The sequence below is a fragment of the Streptomyces sp. NBC_00028 genome (assembly GCF_045041065.1).
Lineage (GTDB): Bacteria > Actinomycetota > Actinomycetes > Streptomycetales > Streptomycetaceae > Streptomyces.
Genome location: NZ_CP108294.1, coordinates 317,605 through 338,360, shown reverse-complemented (window position 1 = coordinate 338,360; position 20,756 = coordinate 317,605). Strand labels below are relative to the sequence as shown.

Below are 20,756 nucleotides of genomic sequence, written 5' to 3'. Positions count from 1 at the left end.
CGAAGCCGCTACGCGGCTTCCCCCTGCGGGCGCTCCGCGCCCGCCTCCCCGGCGGCTCCGCCGGACCGGACCACTCCGTGGCCCGGAAGCCGAATCGCTCCGCGATCCGGCACCGGAGTCCGCTCCGCGAACTCCGGAAGAAGCAGCAACTAGGGGTCAGCGGTGGGAAGTTGACGTCTCGTCACTAAATGCTGACACAGCATCAGATCTGGGTCCGGGGTCGGGGATTCTCGATCATTCCTCTGTGGGCGCTGCTAGCAGATGTATCTACCTACTGTCATCGCGATGCCGAAGCCCGTCAGAACTCTGCCAACGGTGTGAGAGTACTGATGCATGGCCGAAGACAGATCAGATGCACGGCAGCGCGTGGAAGGGTGCCGGCCGAGGTGGGCCGGACCGCCGCGGTGCAGCGCCTGATCGACCTCGATGACCGCGATGAACTGACGTCTGCTCATGTCCGCCTGGTGGCGCAGGCGTTGGGGCGTTCCGAACGGACGGTGTGGCGGTGGCTGTTCGCCGCGCGAGAGGAAGGCCGCTACGGCCGCGTTTCTGCGGCGCGGTTCACGGTGACACCGGAAGTGCGCACGCTGCTGGCCCTGTGGGGCGGCAACGCTTCCCGCGTTCACGCCGAGTTGGTCGAGCGGGCTCGCTTGGATCCTGCCAGCGGGCCGGTGCCGTCGTTGGCGACCCTGCACCGGGCGATCCGCCGGGACCTGACGGCGGGTGAGCGGGCCGGGCTGCGCCAGGGTGAAGCAGGTCGGCGGGTGCACGACGTCTTCGCTAGACGGCCGCCCGTCCACCGCAACGCTGTCTGGGAAGGCGACCACAAGCGGGTTCCCGTTGAGGTCGATGTCGAAGGGGAGCTGGTCTGTCCCTGGGTGACGTGGTTCATCGACTGTGCGACCAGGGTGGTTGTCGGTGTTGCGGTCACTCCTCATGCGCCCAGCCGGGACGCGGTGCTGGCTTCGTTGCGGTGCGCGATCGACCGGCGTGAGCCCTACGGTCCGGCCGGAGGGCTCCCTGGTGCCATCCGGGTCGACCGAGGCAAGGAATTCCTGTGCCGCACCGTGACTGCCGCCATGGGTGGCTTCGCCGTCGCAGTAGTGGATCTGCCCCCGTACACGCCGCATCTGAAAGGCACCGTCGAGGCGCTCAACGACGCAGCCGAGGAGATGCACTTCGTCCTCCTGCCCCGCTACCTGCACCGGCAGAAACTCACTGGGGGCAAGAGCGCTGACCCGGACGCGCCGGCTCTCGCCTTCGAGGCCTTCGTGGCCGGGCTGCTGGGCTGGGTGAACTGGTGGAACAGCCAGCACCGGCCTGCCGGCCTGGAGGGCAGGACCCCGTTGGAAGCGTGGATGGCCGATGCCACCCCGCTGGCTGAGGCTCCGTCCGAGCGGCTGGCTCACTTCTCGCTCGAAAGCGATGGACGGGAGCGGACCATCACCAGTCACGGCATCAGGTGGCACCGCCGCGACTACATCGCCGACTGGATGGTCGGCCGGACCGGCACGCGCGTCTCCATCCGGCACTTGCCTCACCATGACGACGTCATCGAGGTCTTCGCTGCCGACGGCACGCATCTGGGCAGCGCGTACCTGGCCGAGGCCGCCACGGCGGAGCAGGTCCGTGCGCTCAGAGCCGCCCGCACGGCATCGGCCCGCCGCCTGCGGGCTGATCTCAAAGCCGCTGAGAAACTGCGCCGGGAGCGGTTCAAGGCGCAGACCGTTGCCGGCCCGGCCGAACGCAGCCGTACCCCGGCCCGCGGTGAGGCAGCCGGAGAATTGGAGGGCGGGGCGCGACGGGACAGGCGCCAGTTGGCCCGGCCGGGTCTGATTCCCCACGGCCCGGCGCCGGAGCACTGGGTGCAGCTGGTGGATCCCAAGCAGCAGGACGGATGGCGCGATGAGGACTGACCTGGCTTACGGACGCCTGCCTGACGAGCGCGAGGACCACTTCCTCGGCCTGGAGGCAGCGCACCTGGTGGGGACCGAGGCGTTGCTGACCACTCGGGACAACATCGAGGCGGTCATCGAGGCCAAGGCGATGATGTGCGCCTATGGGCCGGCCGGATACGGCAAGACCATGGCCGTGAACTCCGCGCTGCGGGCCTTGGCGCCTGACATCACCTACCGTCTGGAACTGCGGTCCGGTCCCACTCCGCGTGACATCCGCCACGGACTGTTCAAGGCTCTGCGCCTGCCTGGTGAGCCGCCCAAGCGTCCGATCGAGTTCGACGCGCTCCTGAAGAACGTCCTCGCCGAGCAGTTCCGGGTCCTGGTCTGCGACGAGGCCCAGTGGATGAGCCGCACCGGGTTCGAGTTCTGGCGTCATCTGTGGGATGACCGGCACACGGACATCGCGGTCGTCTTCGCCGGTGGCGACAGTTGCTATCGGGTGCTGCGGCGTGAGCCGATGCTCGCCTCACGGATGTACATCTGGCAGGAGTTCGACCGCATCCCCAAGCCGGAGGTAGGGCAGGTCATCGCGGCTTTCCATCCGGTGTGGGCCACAGCTGAACCGGGGTTGATCGATGCGGTCGACGCCGAAGCCGCGCACGGCAGCTTCCGCAACTGGGCCAACATCACCCACCACCTCGTGGCAGGGATGAGGAAGACCGGCGCGGACACGGTCACCGAAGCCCTGGTCCACTGGGTCTACAGCAAGATCGGCGGCATGTAGCAGTGAAGCCAGGCAGTCGGCACAGGACAGACCCGGGCGCAGCATCACGTCATGCGGTACGAGCAGCATTCACCGTCCTCCTCGACACCGGCGATGACCCAGCCTTCACTCAGGCCGCACTCGCAGCGCACCGGCTTGGCGCGGGACGCCTGGTCGTCCACCCCACCCCGGCAGCCTCCCACCCGCCCGGCCTGGCCCAGGACGTCCTGGCCGCGCTCGGTAAAACCCTCCCCCGCCACCAGGCCGACGTCCCCCGACACCGCGCGGCATGGGCCGACATGGTCCGCCCCGCTTGGACCGCGGCCGCCAGCTGGATCCACGCACAGCGCATCGGCCACCTCATCCTCCTACGCGCCCACACCCAGACCCCCGCACGCTGGATGCAGCTGACCCGCCTCCAGCGGTGCACCGGGATCCACCTCACCCTCGTCTGGCACGACACCCCCGAGAGGCTCAACGACCGGGCACAGGCATGGCGGGAGGCGTCCTGGGCCCTCATCAGCGAGCAGGAAGCCGCCCAGCAGCGGCTACGCCGTTGCGGACAGCGGCCCGCCCTCGCCCAACACGGCCCGAACACCGCAGACACAGAGCCCGCAGCCCACGCCGTCGGGTGGCTGCAACAAGTCGGCCATCCACTGCACGCAGGGCTCCTCGCCGCCCAGCTCGCCTGCGGCCAGCCCACACCCCAGCAACTCGCGCGTGTCCGCCTCACCGACCTCGCCCCGGACGCGACCGCCCTGGCCCTGCCCCACCCCGGCCGCTACCGCTCCCCCGACCGGACCTGGCACCCCATACCCGTATGGGCGCGCTCCGCACTCATCGCAGCCCGCGCCTGGCAACACCACAGCGGACACCCCTACAGCAGTCGGCGCTTGTTCCAGCACACCAACTTCCACCACCACAACCAGCTCTACGACCTCGCAGCCACCGCCGGCATCCACCCCGCCATCACACGGCTGACCGGCGACCCCGCCTGGCCCGCACCCCACGAGAACAGCAGACAACGCTCCTTGCGGCCACAGCGTGATAGCGATCGGCAACCAGCCGACCAGCACACTCTGCACAAGCTGTCAGCACAGCCTCAGCAGCTTCTGTCAGCCCTCATCAGGCACTGACCAGCACAAACAACCGGGTCTGCCACTGACACCCCAGCAACAAAACCCCACCGACAAAACACCACACAACACCATCCTCTGGCAACAACGACGATGGCAGGTACAGGAGTTGATGTACCGTCAGGTACTTTCCTGACGGTACATCAGAAATGAGACGCGAACCCTTCTGCTCCCGCAGACTGTCACCTCCGCCGATGGTTACCTGGGCCCAACAACGAGCCTTGAAAAAAGGGAGTTGACATACGATCAGATGATCTTGATGTGGAGCCAAAGCCTGGACAGACCTCCTTCAATCCGAGAACCAACCCCTCACAAGCCGCCACCACCGGCCGGCAGCCGCCCCAGGGAGCGCCCTCTACTCGGCTCACGGAAGCACGACACTCACCAAAAAGCGGGCGGCCGAACAACAACTACTTCAACAGGCGCTCAGGAAATCGCGCTGTACACGGAAACTCCCTGGTGCTCGAAGTCACCCGTCACAGGAACACCAGCCGATGACCGACCCCGGAACGCCAGTCTGACGCTGCAACTCACTCCGAACCCACACCGCTGAACCTCAGCCACCGAAAGCCAACCACGACGCCGGGAACGCCGACCGACCAGGCACGCGTATGCCTCCAGCAACCCACCACCCAGATCAGCCACGCATTCATCTTGTCCGTCACGACCGACACCACGCGAGACTCAGAACCGCTAACGCCACCCCGTACAGGCGCACGAAAACTCGTAAGGGGTACAGGTCGCGTACAGCGAGAGCCAGCCTGCTTCCGGTTGGCGTACACCTCATGCATATAGAGAGCGCGCGCATAACCCCAGTTCAGAGGCCATGGGGTGTAACGCTGAGGGCTATTTGAGTGTCAGATTGGGACGCATGGTTCCCCTAGAGGGGAAATGATCATGCCTGGACCCGGGAGAGGTCACAGCTACGGTCAGGCCCGCACATCGTTCCCCTCCAAGGGAAAGCCCAACGTCAGGAGCGATATGGGGCGGGCAAGAACAGCAGTAGACACATGCACTGGCGAGTTCATCCAGCTAGAGCTGCTCGGCAAAGACGACAAGCCGTACGCCTGGAGCAGCGGCGGCCGACACATGAACGTCAGCAAGAAGCTGGCGGCGGCCGTATGGGCGAAGGACAGCGGGTACACGAAGAACGACAAACTGGTCTACGGTTACTACCTCTTCAACTCTCCGCCGGGCGATGAGCCGTTGCGAGAGAGCTTCCGACAGATCGGCTTCGCCTTAGAGATGCGTCCGAATGCCGTAAGCGACTCCGTGTGCAACCTCCATCGGGGAGGCTTCCTCCTAGAGGCAGAGAGAGTGGGCAGGGTGATGTTCTACAAGCTGAACGGCCGGGCTGCCTACGACGGCCCCGCAAGCCAGCAACACAGGGCCATCGAACACACACGCCACCCCGTGGTCCCCTGCCCACCGAAGAAGAAGGAAGCATCGTAATGGCCCCCATTGCCGAGCCATTTGAGCCTCGCTTCATGGATGCCGGCGAGCTGAACGACCTCCTGCTGCGGTCCCAGCTGAAGCAAGGCGCAGACCTGAGAATCCTCATGTTCTACGCCACCGCCGTTCCCATCGGAACGCCAGTACGCCTCACCGCCACCGACATCGGCAAACTCATCGGCCTGAGCACCACCAGCGCATCGCGCAGCATCGGCCGACTCACTTCCAACGGCTGGCTCCAACTCGCCTACACAGCAGTCGGAGTGAAGTTCTACCGCCTCGGCCACAAGACAATCGCCCAGCCGTCGGCCCCCGAGTCCTTTGACGAGACGGATACCCCGTGGGCGACCGTCCGCCAGCTTCACAGCCACCGGAACCCCCACTGACCGAAGCCGTCTCCACCGCCCACAAGGCCAGGGGCGGCGAGTGGTCCTCTGGCCGCATCGGCGAGGACTTCACCTCACCCGCCGACCAGGGAGAAGCCGAGGACCGCGATCATCGACACGTTGTTGTCTTGCCGGTGCCAGCGCCAGCCTTGCAGGACCAGGTGGTCACCATGCCGGAGGGAGTCGATGGCGCTGCCCTGCTCGGCGGTGAGGGCGGGCGCAGGCATGGTGCTCCTCGTACGGCGGGCGTGGCTTGATCGCAGGGTGGCGCCAGGGGCACCTCCGGTGTCCGGCGATCACGGGATCCGCACACGCGCGGGCGTTCGGTTTCGGTCTCTCCGAGGTGCCGCGCGCAGCGTGTGAGAGGCCTCCCAACTGGTGGGTGTCACCCCGCCGTGTGGCTGGTGCTGCCGCTCGTCGGGTCGGTGTGGGGGCCGGCTGGCTTTAGGGTCGTGGCGGTATGGGCGGCAGGAATGCAGATGAGGCGGGGCGCGCGTGATCCGGGTAGTGGTGGTGGACGACGAGGCGTTGGTCCGCTCGGGGTTCCAACTCATTCTGGGCGCGTCCGAGGATATTGAGGTCGTCGCGACCGCGGGCGGTGGCGAGGCGGTGGAGACGGTTCGGCGGGAGCGGCCGGATGTGGTGCTGCTGGACATCCGGATGCCGGACGTCGACGGGCTCACCGTCCTGCGTGAGCTGCGGACGAGGCCGGATGCTCCGGTAGTGGCGATGCTGACGACGTTCGACGCCGACGAGTACATCCTGACCGCGCTGCACTGCGGTGCGGCGGGATTCCTGCTCAAGGACACCGAGCCGGAGCAGCTCGCTCATCTGGTGCGCACCCTGGCCGCAGGTGGGGTGGTGCTCTCTCCTAAGGCTTCGCGGGCGCTGCTGCACAGCCATCCCGGTGTCGAGGCCGCCGTCGACGAGGAGGCCGCCCGGGTCCGGCTGCTCACCGCGCGAGAGCGTGACGTGCTCGTCCTGGTGGCGGAGGGGCTGTCGAACGCCGACGTCGGGGCGCGCATCCACCTCAGTGCCGGCACGGTCAAGGACCACGTCAGCGCGATCCTCACGAAGCTGCGGGTGACCAGCCGGGTGCAGGCCGCGCTGGCGGCGCAGCGGGCCGGACTTCTCGACGAGCGTCCCCGGTCGGGGGCCGGGCAATGAGCCGCGTCCGCGCGCTGTGGGCACGTGTGCCCGCGCCGGTCGTCGACGGTCTCCTGGTGGTGGCGGCGGCCGTGGACGTGCGGGCGAACCTGTGGGACGACACACCGCTCGGTATCGCGCTGGCGACGGTCGGCTGCGTCGCCTTGGCCTTCCGGCGCCGGTTCCCGCTCGGTGTCTTCGTGCTGACTCTGCCCATCGCGCTGACGCAGCCGGTCGCCGTCGCTCCGCTGGTGGCGCTGTTCACGCTGGCCGAGCGGTCCCGCAACCGGCCTCTTCTCGCGGTGTGCGTCGCCCTGACCGCCGTAGCGAACAGCACTCCGTGGCCGCTGGCCAGCCTCACCGAGGTCGGCCGGACCATGACGCTGGTCACCTTCGTGTACAGCCTGGCGACCGCCGCCGCGCCGGTTCTCATCGCCCAACTTCTGCAGGCGCGACGGGACTTGGCGCGGCGGCTCGTCGAGATCGAGGAGGCCAGGGAGCATGAGCGGGCCCTGCACGCGCAGGCCGTGCTCGCCCGTGAACGCGCCCAACTGGCACGCGAGATGCACGACGTGGTCTCCCACCAGGTCAGTCTGATCGCCGTACGGGCCGGAGCCCTTCAGGTCGCCACCAAGGACGCGGACGCCAAGGAGGCCGCCCGTACGATCCGTTCGCTGAGCGTCACCACACTCGACGAGCTGCGCACCATGGTCACGCTGCTGCGCGCATCCGGCGGCAACACCACCGAACTGACGCCGCAGCCCACGCTGGCCGACCTGCGCACACTGGTGGAATCGAGCGGCACACACGTCGAACTCACCGGTGAACTGCCGCCCACCGTGGGCACACCCGCGCAACGGGCCCTCTACCGTACGGTCCAGGAGGCGCTGACCAACGTCCGCAAGCACGCCCCCGGTGCCACGGCGTGTGTCGCGTTGTGGCAGGACGGCGCCGGTATCGGAGTGACCGTCACCAACACTCCGTCCACGCGTCCCTCCCTGTCCCTGCCCGGATCGCAGCAGGGCCTGGTCGGGTTGCGGGAGCGGGCCGACATTCTGCACGGCACCCTGGAGGCCGGTCCGACGCCGGAGGGCGGCTACCGGGTGCGGCTGCGGATTCCCCTCGGTGTGGACTGACCTCAGCGTGTGGGGGCCAGGAGTTGGGTGGCCGCCAGCTGCGCGTACAGCCCGTCCGTGTCCAGCAGTTCCTCATGGGTGCCCACCGAGCGGACCCGGCCGGCGTCCATGACGACGATCCGGTCGGCGCCCGTCACCGTCGACAGGCGGTGGGCCACCACCAGCACGGTGGTCTCACCGGCCACCTCCGCCACGACGTCCCGCAGCGCCAGCTCGTTGACCGCGTCGAGCTGTGAGGTCGCCTCGTCCAGGAGCAGCAGCCGGGGCCTGCGCAGCAGGGCGCGGGCTATGGCGACGCGCTGGCGCTCGCCGCCCGACAGCTTCGAGCCGCGGTGGCCGACCGGGGTGTCCAGGCCGTGGGGCAGGCGTGCGACGAGGGTGTCGAGTCTGGTGCGGGACAGGACGTCGCGGATGGCGTCGTCGGTCGCTGCGGGGGCCGCGAAGAGCAGGTTCTCTCGCAGCGTGCCGGCCAGGACTGGGGCGTCCTGTTCGACGTATCCGATGGTGGATCGCAGGTCGGGCAGCTGCCAGTCCTTTACGTCCTTGTCGTCGACCAGGACCCGGCCGCCGGAGGCCTCGTAGAACCGTTCGATGAGTGCGAACACCGTCGACTTGCCCGCTCCGGAAGGGCCGACGAAGGCGGTCATGCCGGTGGGCGGTATCTCGAAGCTCACCTGGTGGTGGGTGTGCGGCAGGCCGGGGTGGTAACGGAAGGAGACGTCCTCGAAGCGGACCGACGCCGGTCCCTGTGCCGCTGTCTTGTGCCCGGGGCGGGAGGACGTTTCCGTCGCCAGGCGTTCCACCTGCGCGATCCGGGAGATCGCGGCCGCGCCCTCCTGATAGGAGGTCACGGCGTCGATCAGCTTGGACACCGGTTCGATCAGGTAGAAGAGGTACAGCAGGAAGGCGATGAGGGTGGACACGGGGATCTCCCCGGACGCCACGCGCGCCCCGCCGACCGCGAGCACGGCGAGAAAGGCCAGTTGGACGGCGAGTTCGTCGGCCGAGCCGGCCACGGCCTCCCACTTCGCGCTCCTCACGCCGTGCCGCCACGCCCGCCGCGCCGCCGCCTCGACCCGGGCGGTCTCCCGCTCCTCGGCACCGGATGCCTTCACCGTGCGGAACGCCCCGAGAGTCCGCTCCAGCGCGACGGAGATCTCCCCGACCGCCTCCTGCGCCCGCTCCGTGGCACGGGCGATCCTCGGCATCACCAGGGCGACGGCCCCGCCGACCAGCACGACCACGCCGAGCGTCACGCCCAGCAGTACGGCGTCCAGGTACGCCATCATCACGATCGCCGCCACGAAGGCCACCGCGCCGGTGGCGGCGGAGACGACCGCCTGGGTGCTGACGGCCCGCAGCAACGTGGTGTCCGAGGTGACCCGGGACATCAGATCGCCCGGCGGGACCCGCTCCCACTCCGCGATCCGCAGCCGGAGCAACCGCCCCACCAGAGTGCGCCGCGCGGCCAGCACCACCGACTCCGCCGTCCGCTCCAGCACATACGCGCCGAACGCCTCGATGGCCGTACCCAGCACCACCACCACGGTGAGCGCGATCAGGATCCCGGCGATGGTCCCACCGGAGGCGAGCCTGTCGACCAGGACCTTCGTGGCCAGCGGTTGCAGCAGCCCTCCGGCGGCCCCGACCAGGGCGCACAGCAGGCCGAGGGCGACGGGCCATCGGTGCGGCCGGACGTACCCGCACAGTGCCTTGAGCGTTTCTCGGGCGGACAGAGGCGTTTCATCCGTCGTCGGGGCGGATGCGGTGTTCACGGCGTTCCCTTCAGGCATTCCGGTCAGTGGACGAGTCCCGCTGTGGTGGTGGCGAAGGTGTGCACCAACGCCTGGCCGGCCTCGGGACGGACGACGAACAGGACGAAGACGCCCACCGCCAGCACGAGACCGAGGAACTCCAGGAACTCGCCCCTGAAGTCGTCGTGCTTGGTGTGTCGCCCACGGTGTGTCATGCCTCCAGCCTGGGAGCCCGTCCGGCCCGCGCCCATCCGGCGACCGTCGGGGCCACCCCCGCCGGGTGGCGGAAGTCGATCGGTCTCAGGTCTCACGGGAACCGGCCGGGGACGCGGCTCCGCCGGTCGGCAGGGCGGTACCCGCCGATCGGCGGGGGCTCTACCGAGGACTGCCGGATACTCCGCCGGGTGACGCCCGCGCGAGGTTCTTCGTATGACACAGACACAGCCGCCGCAGGAGAAGCCGGCTCCCCAGGAGCACCCGCCGCCCCGCTCCTCCCCCGGCCCCTCGATGGGGCGCCTCGTCGGCGTGGACCTGGCCCGCGCGCTGGCCGTGTTCGGCATGTACGTCGTACACATCGGCCCCCCGCTGTCCGCCACCCACGGCGTCGCCAGCTGGGTGCGGTACATGGCGGACGGCCACTCGTCCGTCCTGTTCGCCACGCTCGCCGGGTTCTCGCTGATGCTGATCGCCGGGCGCCGTGAGCCCAAGACCGGTCTGGCCGGCCGGCAGGCGCGGGCGCGGATCGCGATCCGCGCCGTGGTGCTGCTGGCGCTGGGCACCGTGATGGCGATGGAGTACGGCGGGGTGATCATCCTCGGCTTCTACGGGGTCTACTTCCTGCTCGCTCTGCCCCTGGTGCGGCTGCGCGCCCGGACGCTCGCGATCATCGCGGCCGGGCTCGCCCTCGTCACACCGCAACTGGCGTACGTCCTGAACTCGTGGGTGAGCGACTCGGTCCGGCAGAGCATCAACGCCTACGACCCGCTCCACCGGCTCAGCGAGGTGGGAGTGCTCGAGCTGCTGCTCACCGGCTTCTACCCGGCCCTCACCTGGCTGCCGTTCGTGATCTCGGGCATGGCGCTGGGCCGCCTCGACCTCTCCTCCGGCGCCGTCCAGCGACGCCTGGCCGCGCTCGGTGCCACCCTCACCGTCGCCGCGTACGGCATGTCCTTGCTGCTGGCCGGGAAGGGCGCGTTGCGGAGCATGGCGGAGGACGGGTCGTCGTCATCCGGGGGCTCGGGCTCGGGTGCGATGCCCCTCGACAGTGGATCGGTGCCCCTGGACGGGTCGTTCCCCGAGATGCCGGCGTCGTCGCTGCTGACCGCCGGGCCGCACAGCGGCACCACATTCGACATCATCGGCAGCGTCGGCGTCGCGACCCTCGTGATCGTGGGCGCGACGGTGGCGATGGAGCGCCTGCCGCGGCTGCGCCGCCTCGCGAAGCCGGTCATCGCCGTGGGCACCATGTCCCTGACCGCCTACGTCGGCCACTTCCTCGCGCAGTCCGCGCTGTCCGTGCCGGCCGGTACCAGCACCCAGCAGTCCTGGGTGCCGCTGCTCATGTTCGTCCTCGGGGCGACCGTGTTCGCCGCGATCTGGTCCCGCTTCTTCCGGCGCGGCCCGCTGGAGTACCTGCTCAACGCCGCCACCAAGCCGGCGAAGCACATGCGGTGAGATCCGGCCGGGGTGGAACGGCGCCGCGCTTCACCCCGGCCCGCCGTTCAGAAGGCGAGGCTCCAGCGGGCGAGACAGCCACCCTCGCTCACCGCGCCGCCGGAGCGTAGTCGTGACGCGAAGTGTCCAGAGGCCGTTGGCCGACAGACAGAGCCATTCAACGGTGAAGGTCGGTCAACTCTGCGCCGGTGGCCCACTGGACGTTCTTTGCCAGCAGCACCGCGCCGCGAAGATCACTGAAGAATGCTTGAGGGCCTGCCTGATCGTTCCAAGCACAGCGCGCGGAATCCCTGAGGTGTCACATCCGGCAACCGCAACATGCTCGCCCGGTCCGCCCCTGCGTGCCGACTCAGCTCCGGCCGTCGGCGTAGAACTCGCCGGGCTCCCGTCTGTCCAGGTGCTGGCCGCCAGTCGGCAGCCGCATACCCCGGTGTGGCCGACGGGGCCACAATCGGGTCATGGCTCGCTCATCCGCAGTTTGGGGCGGTCCAGATCGAAAGAGGAGAGCCCGGAGCAGTGGCCCGTTCTGCGGACCCTGATCAGTCGCGCGATCCGTGACATGTGGGAGCACGCCCTCACCGAGCTGACCACTGCTCGCAGCGCCTCGGCCGCGTGAACCTCACCGACCTGCACCGTCGGCTGCTCGCCGACGTCCTCGGCACCGGTCTGCTTGCAGACATCGGCGCATATTCACCAGTTCAGCTTCTGAGTCCGACCAATGACAGTTGTTGGACTTCTAGATCACTGATTTCTAGAGTGACGGAACGGCGTCGATCAGCGCCTGCTGACTGGAGAAAACGCATGCGACAACGCACCATCGGCGAGCACGCGGTCTCGGCGGTCGGCCTTGGCGGCATGTCCCTTTCGATCGAGGGCCGCCCCGACGAGGCCCGTTGCTCGTCGCGACCAAGGGCGGTCATGCGCAGAACCAGTTGTCGCCCGCGTTCCGCTCCAGCCTGGGCGACCTGGAGCACTACGCGCGGCTCCGCAGCGCGTTCCTGTCCTGGAGCCCGCCGGGTGGCATCGCCGACGCCAAGAACCTGGCCGCGGGCCACGGCGTGTTCCAGGAGGCCGCGGACGAGGTGGGTGCCAGCGTGTACCAGGTGACGCTCGCGTGGGAACTCGCCCTCGCGCCGGTCGTCCCGATCCCCGGCGCCTCCCGCCCCGAGGCCATCCGCGACTCCGCGGGCAGCGCCGACCTGGTGCTCACGGCCGACCAGGTCGCCCGTCTGTCCGCCTGATCCGACACGGAGAACACAGTGAAGACCTTCACCCTGCCCGGCACCGACATGGTGGTGCCGAACATCGTCCTCGGACTCATGCGGATCCAGGACAAGAGCGACGACGAGGTGCGCACGCTCGTGAGCACCGCCCGCGACTGCGGCATCACCTTCCTCGACCACGCCGACGTCTACGGGTCGAGCCTGCATGGCTGCGAGCGCCGTTTCGCCGAGGCGCTGAAGCTGACCTCGTCCGAGCGCGAGCAGTTCGTCATCCAGTCGAAGGCGGGCATCGTCACGGACGGGCCGTACTTCGACTTCTCCTACGCGCACATCGTCGAGTCGGTGAACGGCTCCCTTGCGGCGTTGGGCACGGACTACCTCGACATCCTTCTGCTGCACCGGCCCGACGCGCTCGTGGAACCGGAAGAAGTCGCTCGCGCATTCGATGAGCTCTCGGCGGCCGGCAAAGTACGCGCGTTCGGCGTGTCCAACCAGACCCCGCGCCAGCTCGACCTGCTGCGCCGGTACGTCACCCAGCCGATCGTCGCGAACCAGCTGCAGTTGTCGATCACGCACGCGCCGATGATCGCGCAAGGCGTCGCGGCCAACATGCAGGGGCTGGACCAGTCGGTCGTGCGGGACGACGGCATCGTCGACTACTGCCGTCTGCACGACATCACGATCCAGGCCTGGTCGCCCTTCCAGGCCGGGTTCTTCGACGGTCCCTTCCTCGGTTCGGACCGCTATCCCGAGCTGAACGCCGTGGTCGACCGCCTGGCAGACAAGTACGGCGTCCCGGCCGAAGCGATCGCCGTCGCGTGGATCACCCGCCATCCCGCGCAGATGCAGGTGGTGCTCGGCACCACCACGCCCGAGCGCGTGGCCGCCGCGGCACAGGGCTCGGATCTGCCGCTCACCCGCGCCGAGTGGTACGAACTCTTCCGCGCCGCCGGTTACACCGTGCCGTAGGGCCCGCTCGGGCGCGCGTGTGCTCGCATGTGCCGGCCAGCTACTCCTCGTCCCCGCTCGTGCTGAAGCGTCAGCGGCCTTCATGGCGACGATGGACCGCCCGTACAACCGCGGCGACGGCCTTGTACCGCATGCCGGGACAAGCCTCGGCGGCGGCGCGGGCGTTGGTGGACACTGTGGGGGGGGCAGCCGGGCAACCTGCCAGCAAGGGGACCACGGCCATGGTGTGGCTGCGGTCCTGGACGGATGGAGCGGCCTACACGACTGTGGTGGAGGCCGCCATCCGCCGACACCGGAGTCAGCAGTTGTACGCGTACCAGACCGGCGCGAAGTTGTAGCTGGAGAATCCGTGGATCGTCCCGTTCACCTCACGGCCGGGGATGGTGTCGATGACGGTGAACTGCCGGTTCTTGAACGCGGCGACCGTGCCTACCGTTTGGGCGTTCCAGGCCGACCCCGCTCCGTTCCATTGCACCAGCCGGTAGTCGTTGCAGACGTAGAGGTCGAAGCGGGTGCCCTTGAAGTTCGGCTGGGTGTAGAGGCAGAGCCGCCCGTAGGCGCAGTCGCCGCCGTCCCCCCGCGCCGGCACGCCGTCCACACCGTCCACGCTGGCTTGCGAGTTGTCGTTGGAGCCCGCCGGTGCGGACCAGGCGGGCCCGGCGAGAGTGCCGGTGGTGAGCGCCAAGGACGCTGCGACAAGTACCGCGCCTCTGCTGAATCGCATGGTGATGCCCCCTCGTGAAATGTCGTGCGGTCCGCACGATCGTCACCTGAGGAACGCGTCGGCCGCCAACAATTCAACGAGCATGGAAATGTGGCGAAGCGGACAAAAGCCAATCGGTCAACCGTCGGTGGCCGCTGTCTGCTGTCGCACGTGCCCTCTCACCGGTATGCGGGTTGGGTGCCCCGTAGTGGGTCTCGGCGGCGTAGTGACCTGCTTCACACTGCCCGGCTGAATCCGGCCACCACACGCGTGGGGGTCGGTGCGCTGCATCGCGAGGGCGCGAGCGTACAGGTCAGGGTGCTCGGCTGCGCTGAGGATCAGGCTGCCGTCCAGGATCCCGGTGTCCTCGATGGTCCCGTCGTCTATCGCCTTCACCTCGTCGGCGAGGGTCAGGCGCGTCGCGGGACAGGCACTGACGTGGAAGTAGCAAGGCTGGAGTTCGTCGAAGGGCGCGAACTCCACATCGACGCGCTCTGGGCGAACGGCGATGGTGCGAGGCGGGCCGCGGTGCGGGATCTGGGCACGTCGCGAAGGGGAACCGTCGCGTACGGTGCGGGAGCAGGCGCTGACACAGTGAACAATGGCTTGCAGCACCCACCTTTCGTACCGCGGTTCTTGGAGACAGCAACTCGATGAACGACCTGGCCCAGTCGTTGAGTCCTGCTTCCGGACGGCTGATCGGACGGGACGAGGACCTGGAGTTCGTACGGTCCCACTTCGGCGGTTCCGGCCACGGCGCGGCCCTGCTGCTGTCGGGCGAGGCAGGGATCGGGAAGACCGCGATCCTCGACGCCGTGGCGGCGCAGGCCGCACTGGGAGGCACGCGCGTGCTGCGGGTGAGCGGCGTGCAGTTCGAGGCGGACGTCAGCTATGCCGGCCTCAACCAGCTGCTCGTTCCCCTGTTTGAATCATTCGACCTGCTGGACCCGGGGCACCGAGACGCCCTCAAAGTCGCGGTCGGTATCGGCAGCGGACCGCCTCCGAACCGGTTGCTGACCGCCACCGCGGCCTTGCTGCTGCTGCGCAGGATCGCCCAAGGGGCCCCGCTCCTGATCGTCGTCGACGACCTGCCGTGGCTGGACCGGCCCACCACCTTCGTCCTCGGCTTCATCGCGCGGCGGCTCGTCGGCAGCCGCATCAGCTTCCTGGCCGCCTCGCGCGTCACCACTGAGGGCTTCTTCGAGGCGAGCGGGCTCACCGAGCACCGCCTCCAGCCCCTGGACGACGCAGCGTCGGCCCAGCTCCTCGCCGAGGCACACCCGGGCCTCTCCCACGAGATACGGCGGCGTATCGCAGCGGAGGCACACGGCAACCCGCTCGCGCTGATGGAGCTGCCTGCCGCCCTCGACCGTGAGCAACGCACGGCGCCGGGCGCGGTGCCCTCGGTCCTGCCCCTCACCGAGCGCCTTCAGGCACTGTTCGCCACACGTGTGGCCGATCTGCCCGAACCCGGCCGCGAGCTGTTGTTGATCGCGGCGCTCGAAGGCACCGGTGACCTCACGGTCATCGAGGCGGCCGCCGGCGACCGCGACGCCATCGACTTTCTGGAGTCGGCGGAACGCGACCGGCTGGTGACCGTCTCGGCGCCCTCCCGGAAGATGTCCTTCCGTCACCCCTTGATCGGTTCCGCCGTGGTGGCGCAGGCCACGGCCTCCGACCGCCGCAGGGCACACCGGGCGCTCGCCGCTGTCCTCGTCGATCAGCCCGAGCGCCGCGCCGGCCATCTCGGTGAGGCGACGACCGGCCGGGACGAGACCGTCGCCGCACTGCTGGAGCAGGCCGCCCGGCTACGCCTCGGACGAGGCGACGCACTGGGTGCGGTAGCCGCCCTTACCCGCGCCGCGGAGCTCAGCCCCGCGCCGGCGGACGAGAGTCGCCGGCTCGCGGAGGCCGCCTACATCGGCACCGACGCCGGCGGCGATCTGGCGGACGCCTCGCGTCTGCTCGTCGGTGCACGCCGCGCCGACCCGGCCATCCGGGAGGGGTCCCTGCACGCGGCGGCTGCCTCCGCGCTCCTGTTGATCAACCAGGACGGGGACGTCAACACCGCCCACCGGCTGCTGGTCGGTGCGATCGAGGCCGGCGGACACGGCTACGACGCCTCGGACGAGGCTCTTGTCGAAGCCCTGTTCACCCTGATCACGCTGTGCTGGTACAGCGGCGATCCGGAAAAGTGGGCGCCGTTGCTGCGGGCCCTGGACCGGATGGCGCCCGCACCCCCCGACCTGCTGTGGGCGTGCGCCCAGACCTTCGCCGACCCCGCCCGTACCGGCTACCGCGGGCTGCAGGTCCTCGACGAGCAGCTCGCCGACCTCGGCGACGCGACGCACGTGGTGCGGGTCAGTACCTGCGCCGTCTATCCGGACCGGCTGGCGGACGTGCGGGAAGCGTCCCTGCGTCTGGTCGAGCAGGCCCGCGCGGGCGCCGCGCCCGTCCGCAGACACCTCTCCGCGCTGATCCATCTGGGCCTGGACGACTACTACAAGGGCCGCTGGGACGAGGCCGTGCGCCTGACCGGCGAGGGGCTCGCGCTGTGCAAGGAGTACGGCTACCCGTTCTTCGCCTGCAAGTTCCAGTTCGTGCAGGCGCTGGTGGCCGGAGCACGCGGTGACGTGGAAGCTTGCGAGGCGCTGTGCGAGGAGATCGCAGCCTGGGCCGTTCCCCGTGGCGCCCTTGGCGCCCGCTCACTGGCCTTCCACGCGAGGAGCCTGGCCTTGCTCGGCAACGGGGACGCCGAGGCCGCCTTCCGTCAGGCCACCGCCACCGGCCCGCTCACACCCCTCGCCCCCTACCTGCCGCACGCCATGGCCGGCGCCCTGGACCTGGTGGAGGCCGCGGTCAGATCAGGACGGTTTACTGAGGCCGCCACCCACGCAGCGGCCCTGCGGGAGTCCGAGATGGCGCGGCTCTCCCCGCGCCTGCACATGCTCGTGCTGACCTGCGAGGCACTGACGACATTCGACGACGATGCCCTGCCCCTGTTCCAGCGGGCTCTGTCCCTGCTCGACCCCGAGGAATGGCCCTTCGATGTCGCACGGGTACGCCTCTTGTACGGCGAACGTCTCCGGCGCCGGCGCGCGACCAAGGATGCGCGGGAACAACTGGTCCTGGCGCGCGGGGCGTTCGAGAAGCTGGGAGCGGCTCCCTGGGTGGTGCGCGCCAAGTCCGAACTGCGGGCGAGCGGTGTGGCGGCGTCGACCTGCACGGCAGGCAAGGGAGTCCTGACAGCCCAGGAACGCGAGATCGCGACGCTGGCCGCGACCGGGCTGACCAACAAGCAGATCGCGGAGCGCCTCTTCCTGTCACCTCGCACGATCGGCGCGCACCTGTATCAGATCTACCCCAAACTCCACATCAGTTCGCGGGCCGCCTTGCGGGACGCCCTCGCCGCTCTCGACCTGGAAGCGGTCGACTGAGCCTGCCTGCCCGGCAGTTGGGCGTGCGGCAGACGCCGACCAACGGCGGCTCTGACGATCAAGGAGCGCCCCGGCGGTCACTCCGGCAGCGGCAGGCTGCCAAAGGGCGTCCCGTGACGGGGTGTGTCCGGGCCATCCAACGCCTGCTGACCGCGCAGGCCGAAGGCATGTCGTGGCACGGACGGTCAGTGATGTCGGCACAAACTGTCACACCTATCTCCGTGAGAGGTACATCCTGAATGCATGACCAGCAACAACACCGCCACCTTCGGTGGGCGTCTGCTCATCGGCGCCACCGGCTCGGCCGCGGTGGCCACGCTTCCGGCATACATCAATGCACTGCGCGCCACCTTCACGGGGAGCGTCACCGTCCTCATGACGCATACCGCTGCCACGTTTCTTCCCCCGCACACGGTCCGTTTGTTCGCTGACCGTGTGGTTACCGGGACCACGCCGGACGCCTGGGCGCAGGAGAACCACGCGACGCTGGCGGCCGAGCACGACATGATGGCCGTGCTGCCGGCTACGGCCAACATCCTCTCCGCCGTCGCCTCGGGTGCCGTCCCGAACATGCTGACCGCCACGATCACCGCAGCGGACTTCCCTGTGGTGTTGTTCCCCGTGATGACCGAGGAGATGTGGATCAAGCCCGCCATCCGGCGCAATGTGGACCAGCTCCGAGAGGACGGATACCACGTCGTCGACCCGGAGCAGGGCCAGCGCTACGACGTCGGTCTCGGGGAGTTCGTGAAGGCGCTCATGCCGCCTGCCCCACCCCAGTTCATCGAATCGATCCGCACCTTCATGCCGCAGAGCGGGTCATCGCAGACCTAGCGGTGACCGCACTGGGCCCGGTACATGCCAGGCGTGATGCCCGTCACGGCCTTGAACGCCCGGTGCAGTTGTGCTTCACCGCCGAACCCGCAGGCACTGGCCAGGGCAGAAAGAGTCTGCTCGGAGTTGGTTGACAGCAGCCGCTGGGCGTGTGCGACACGCAGCCTGCGGATCAGCGCCGTCAGGGATTCACCGTCGTCGGCCAGGGCCCGGTACATCGTGCGCCGTGAGACCCGGCAGGCCACGGCGACTGCGGCGGCATCCAGGTCGGGGTCGGTGAGGTTGCGACGGACGAAACGGTGGACACGTTGGCTCGTCAACGCCGACGACGCCTGGGGCAATACGGCGCCCGCGGTCCAGGCCAGAGCCGTGTCCAGCAGGTCGACGGCGTGCGGCAGCAGCGCCATCGCTGCCCTGGGATCGGTGCCGTGCAGCCGGTCGAGCCCGAGCAGGAAATCCGCGATGACCTCTCCGGGGCCGGAGGCATCCAACTCAACGGCTGTCGCACCGTTCAGAGAGCGGTGTGACAGCCGGGCTTTGGGTACTTTCAGTACGAGTTGTGAAAAATCGTCCGCGAAGTCGAGCACGTACGGGCGGGAACTGTCGAGGAAGGCCATGGTGCCCGGGGTGAGCACCGCCACCCGCCGGTTCTGCTCCATCCTGGCCCGGCCGCGCAACTGGACGTTGACAAGAAGGACATCCTGATCGTCCCGGGCGATGAACCTCCGCGTCCGTGCCACCTCCTGCGGACCCGCGGTCAGTGAAGCGAAGGCGACACCGTCCAGGACGGACGTCTCGATGCGGCCCTCGAACACTGCGTCAGGGTCGGGACGCACTGCGACTCCGACAAACGTGTCACAGACGACGTCGACCCAGTAACTGAGGGCATCGGAGCCCTCAACGGCGGCGCTGGACCATTGCATGTGTGCGGGCTCGCTCATACGCCCATGATGCGGGGTGCCGCCGGACCAAAGGGATCCCCAGGTACCGGATCGATGCGGATCGTCGCGGCCCTGGCCTGGGCGCTCGCCACAAGGGCGTCGGCGACTGCGCCGTACTTGCCCCTGAAGGCGGCTTCGAGCCCGGCGGGTGGTTCGAGGTCGCCGGTCGTGAGCACCACGTCGCGCCTGACGTCGCCCACCTGGATCCTGCCGTGGCCGTGCTCGCGTGCCGCCCGGTACCAACGGGAGCGGACGCCGCGGTAGGCGCGTACGTACAGCTCGCCGTCGACGACGACCATGCCGATCTCCACACCAGGACCGTCGGTGTCTCCGGCGGTCAGGACGAGGGAGTAGGTGTTGGAGAACAGGGACTGCTCTTCGCTTGTCCAGGCGGTCATCGGTTCACCTCGGTGTCGGCTGCCTTCGCGGTCCAGGAGGCGAGGATGCTCAGGGCGTCGTGGGAGGGGCTGCCGGGCTCGGCGGTCAGGACCATCAGGCGCTGGCCGGAGCCGTCGGACGCGGCCCAGGTGTCGCAGTCGAGGGTGAGATCGCCGACGACAGGGTGGCGGTAGTGCTTGGTGCCGTAGGCGGCGCTGTTGACCCGGTGTTCCGCCCACCAGGTGCGAAAGTCGGCGTCCTGGATGGCCAGCTCGCCCACCAAGCGGGCGAGTTCCGGATCCTCTGGGTCGGCTGCGGCCTCCAGGCGCAGGGCGGCCACCGCGTCGCGGGCGTCGTGCTCCCAGTCCAGGTCCAGTTCCCGCATCGCCGGCTCGGTGAACAGCAGGCGGAGGTAGTTGCGGCGGTCGGCCGGGACGGCGGCGAAATCGATGTAGAGGGCCGCCGCGGCCTGGTTCCAGGCCAGGATGTCGAGGCGTTTACCGAGGACGAGGGCGGGAGTACGGGCAAGCTGGTCCAGCAGGCGGCGCATGGCGGGCCGTAGACGCTGGGATGCTCTGCGGCGGCGTGGCCGCTCGTCGGTCCGGCCGGCGAGCTCGTAGAGGTAGCGCTGCTGGTCGTCGTCGAGGCGTAGGGCGCGGGCGAGGGTGGCCAGGACGGGAGCGGAGGCGCGGACGCGGCCCTGTTCGAGACGGGTGTAGTAGTCCACGCTGATCGCGGCGAGGGCGGCGACCTCCTCACGGCGCAGTCCCGTGACCCGGCGGGCGGAGTCCGTCGCCGGCAGGCCGCACTCCTGCGGGTCGAGCTGCGCCCGCCGAGCCCGCAGAAAGGCGCCGAGATGGGAGGCGGGTGTCGGTTTCATGTCTTCCAGTGTCCTGCGGCCACCGCGGGCGCGGCACAGGTGTGAG

Annotated in this window: 22 protein-coding genes; 13 read left to right on the top strand and 9 right to left on the bottom strand. The window is 69.0% G+C overall.

Annotated features, from left to right (window positions below):
- The 3 genes from OG885_RS45605 to OG885_RS45595 form a co-directional block, all read left to right on the top strand.
- On the top strand, positions 1 to 188 hold a 188-nt coding region (locus OG885_RS45605; RefSeq protein ID WP_405724191.1), incomplete at its 5' end, for a hypothetical protein.
- 141 nt (positions 189 to 329) lie between these two features.
- Positions 330 to 1,916 carry a Mu transposase C-terminal domain-containing protein gene (locus tag OG885_RS45600; RefSeq protein WP_405743368.1) on the top strand — a complete coding sequence of 529 codons (1,587 nt, stop codon included), beginning with the start codon at positions 330 to 332 and terminating at the stop codon, positions 1,914 to 1,916.
- Positions 1,906 to 2,682: an ATP-binding protein gene (locus tag OG885_RS45595; RefSeq protein WP_331728792.1), complete on the top strand. Its 777-nt coding sequence runs from the start codon at positions 1,906 to 1,908 to the stop codon at positions 2,680 to 2,682. The genes OG885_RS45600 and OG885_RS45595 overlap by 11 nt, the downstream gene beginning before the upstream one ends.
- Before the next feature lie 44 nt (positions 2,683 to 2,726).
- Here the strand turns inward: OG885_RS45595 and OG885_RS45590 are convergent, their stop codons facing one another.
- Positions 2,727 to 2,942 (bottom strand): hypothetical protein, encoded by a 216-nt coding sequence (locus OG885_RS45590; RefSeq protein ID WP_331729501.1) that lies wholly within the window; start codon positions 2,940 to 2,942, stop codon positions 2,727 to 2,729.
- A gap of 18 nt (positions 2,943 to 2,960) precedes the next feature.
- Between OG885_RS45590 and OG885_RS45585 the strand changes: the two genes are divergently transcribed.
- From OG885_RS45585 to OG885_RS45575, 3 genes are all read left to right on the top strand, one after another.
- Positions 2,961 to 3,797, top strand: coding sequence for a hypothetical protein (locus OG885_RS45585; RefSeq protein WP_331728796.1), 837 nt, complete (start codon positions 2,961 to 2,963; stop codon positions 3,795 to 3,797).
- An 897-nt stretch (positions 3,798 to 4,694) separates the two neighbouring features.
- On the top strand, positions 4,695 to 5,249 hold the full coding sequence (locus tag OG885_RS45580; protein ID WP_331729499.1) for a transcriptional regulator: 555 nt from the start codon (positions 4,695 to 4,697) through the stop codon (positions 5,247 to 5,249).
- Entirely contained in the window at positions 5,249 to 5,635 is a 387-nt protein-coding gene (locus tag OG885_RS45575; RefSeq protein WP_405743359.1) for a hypothetical protein, read from the top strand. The genes OG885_RS45580 and OG885_RS45575 overlap by 1 nt, the downstream gene beginning before the upstream one ends.
- Positions 5,636 to 5,709: 74 nt before the next feature.
- On the opposite strand, the gene OG885_RS45570 is transcribed toward OG885_RS45575, so the two are convergent.
- A complete protein-coding gene (locus OG885_RS45570) occupies positions 5,710 to 5,862 on the bottom strand; it encodes a hypothetical protein (protein WP_331729495.1) in 153 nt (50 codons plus the stop codon).
- Positions 5,863 to 6,130: 268 nt separating this feature from the next.
- Here OG885_RS45570 and OG885_RS45565 point away from each other — a divergent pair, with 268 nt between their 5' ends.
- Positions 6,131 to 6,802 (top strand): response regulator transcription factor, encoded by a 672-nt coding sequence (locus tag OG885_RS45565; RefSeq protein WP_331729493.1) that lies wholly within the window; start codon positions 6,131 to 6,133, stop codon positions 6,800 to 6,802.
- The gene (locus OG885_RS45560; RefSeq protein ID WP_331729491.1) at positions 6,799 to 7,917 is read left to right on the top strand and encodes a histidine kinase; all 1,119 of its coding nucleotides are present in this window, start codon (positions 6,799 to 6,801) and stop codon (positions 7,915 to 7,917) included. Before OG885_RS45565 ends, OG885_RS45560 begins: the two co-directional genes overlap by 4 nt.
- Positions 7,918 to 7,919: 2 nt before the next feature.
- Here OG885_RS45560 and OG885_RS45555 read toward each other — a convergent pair whose 3' ends face one another.
- Together OG885_RS45555 and OG885_RS45550 are read right to left on the bottom strand one after the other, a co-directional pair.
- A complete protein-coding gene (locus tag OG885_RS45555) occupies positions 7,920 to 9,692 on the bottom strand; it encodes an ABC transporter ATP-binding protein (RefSeq protein WP_331729490.1) in 1,773 nt (590 codons plus the stop codon).
- A gap of 23 nt (positions 9,693 to 9,715) precedes the next feature.
- Positions 9,716 to 9,886, bottom strand: coding sequence for a hypothetical protein (locus tag OG885_RS45550; RefSeq protein ID WP_331729488.1), 171 nt, complete (start codon positions 9,884 to 9,886; stop codon positions 9,716 to 9,718).
- 214 nt (positions 9,887 to 10,100) lie between these two features.
- Between OG885_RS45550 and OG885_RS45545 the strand changes: the two genes are divergently transcribed.
- The 3 genes from OG885_RS45545 (at position 10,101) to OG885_RS45535 (ending at position 13,537) form a co-directional block, all read left to right on the top strand.
- Complete coding sequence (locus OG885_RS45545) at positions 10,101 to 11,345, top strand: DUF418 domain-containing protein (protein ID WP_331729486.1); 1,245 nt, start codon at positions 10,101 to 10,103, stop codon at positions 11,343 to 11,345.
- Positions 11,346 to 12,238: 893 nt separating this feature from the next.
- Entirely contained in the window at positions 12,239 to 12,586 is a 348-nt protein-coding gene (locus tag OG885_RS45540; RefSeq protein ID WP_405743356.1) for an aldo/keto reductase, read from the top strand.
- An 18-nt stretch (positions 12,587 to 12,604) separates the two neighbouring features.
- Positions 12,605 to 13,537, top strand: a complete 933-nt coding sequence (locus tag OG885_RS45535) for an aldo/keto reductase (protein ID WP_331729484.1) — start codon at positions 12,605 to 12,607, stop codon at positions 13,535 to 13,537.
- A gap of 298 nt (positions 13,538 to 13,835) precedes the next feature.
- Here the strand turns inward: OG885_RS45535 and OG885_RS45530 are convergent, their stop codons facing one another.
- On the bottom strand, positions 13,836 to 14,261 hold the full coding sequence (locus tag OG885_RS45530; RefSeq protein ID WP_331729482.1) for a peptidase inhibitor family I36 protein: 426 nt from the start codon (positions 14,259 to 14,261) through the stop codon (positions 13,836 to 13,838).
- Positions 14,262 to 14,378: 117 nt separating this feature from the next.
- Positions 14,379 to 14,855 (bottom strand): hypothetical protein, encoded by a 477-nt coding sequence (locus OG885_RS45525; RefSeq protein WP_405743353.1) that lies wholly within the window; start codon positions 14,853 to 14,855, stop codon positions 14,379 to 14,381.
- Positions 14,856 to 14,893: 38 nt separating this feature from the next.
- Here OG885_RS45525 and OG885_RS45520 point away from each other — a divergent pair, with 38 nt between their 5' ends.
- Positions 14,894 to 17,677, top strand: coding sequence for an AAA family ATPase (locus tag OG885_RS45520; RefSeq protein ID WP_331729478.1), 2,784 nt, complete (start codon positions 14,894 to 14,896; stop codon positions 17,675 to 17,677).
- Positions 17,678 to 17,920: 243 nt separating this feature from the next.
- Positions 17,921 to 18,511, top strand: a complete 591-nt coding sequence (locus OG885_RS45515; RefSeq protein WP_331729476.1) for a flavoprotein — start codon at positions 17,921 to 17,923, stop codon at positions 18,509 to 18,511.
- Here OG885_RS45515 and OG885_RS45510 read toward each other — a convergent pair.
- The 3 genes from OG885_RS45510 to OG885_RS45500 are packed head-to-tail and all read right to left on the bottom strand — an operon-like array spanning position 18,508 to position 20,710.
- Positions 18,508 to 19,452, bottom strand: coding sequence for a helix-turn-helix domain-containing protein (locus OG885_RS45510; RefSeq protein WP_405743351.1), 945 nt, complete (start codon positions 19,450 to 19,452; stop codon positions 18,508 to 18,510). The two genes, OG885_RS45515 and OG885_RS45510, sit on opposite strands and share 4 nt — an antisense overlap.
- Entirely contained in the window at positions 19,449 to 19,850 is a 402-nt protein-coding gene (locus OG885_RS45505) for a DUF2255 family protein (RefSeq protein ID WP_331729473.1), read from the bottom strand. The genes OG885_RS45510 and OG885_RS45505 overlap by 4 nt, the downstream gene beginning before the upstream one ends.
- Positions 19,847 to 20,710 (bottom strand): helix-turn-helix domain-containing protein, encoded by an 864-nt coding sequence (locus OG885_RS45500; protein ID WP_331729471.1) that lies wholly within the window; start codon positions 20,708 to 20,710, stop codon positions 19,847 to 19,849. The genes OG885_RS45505 and OG885_RS45500 overlap by 4 nt, the downstream gene beginning before the upstream one ends.
- Positions 20,711 to 20,756: the final 46 nt, after the last annotated feature.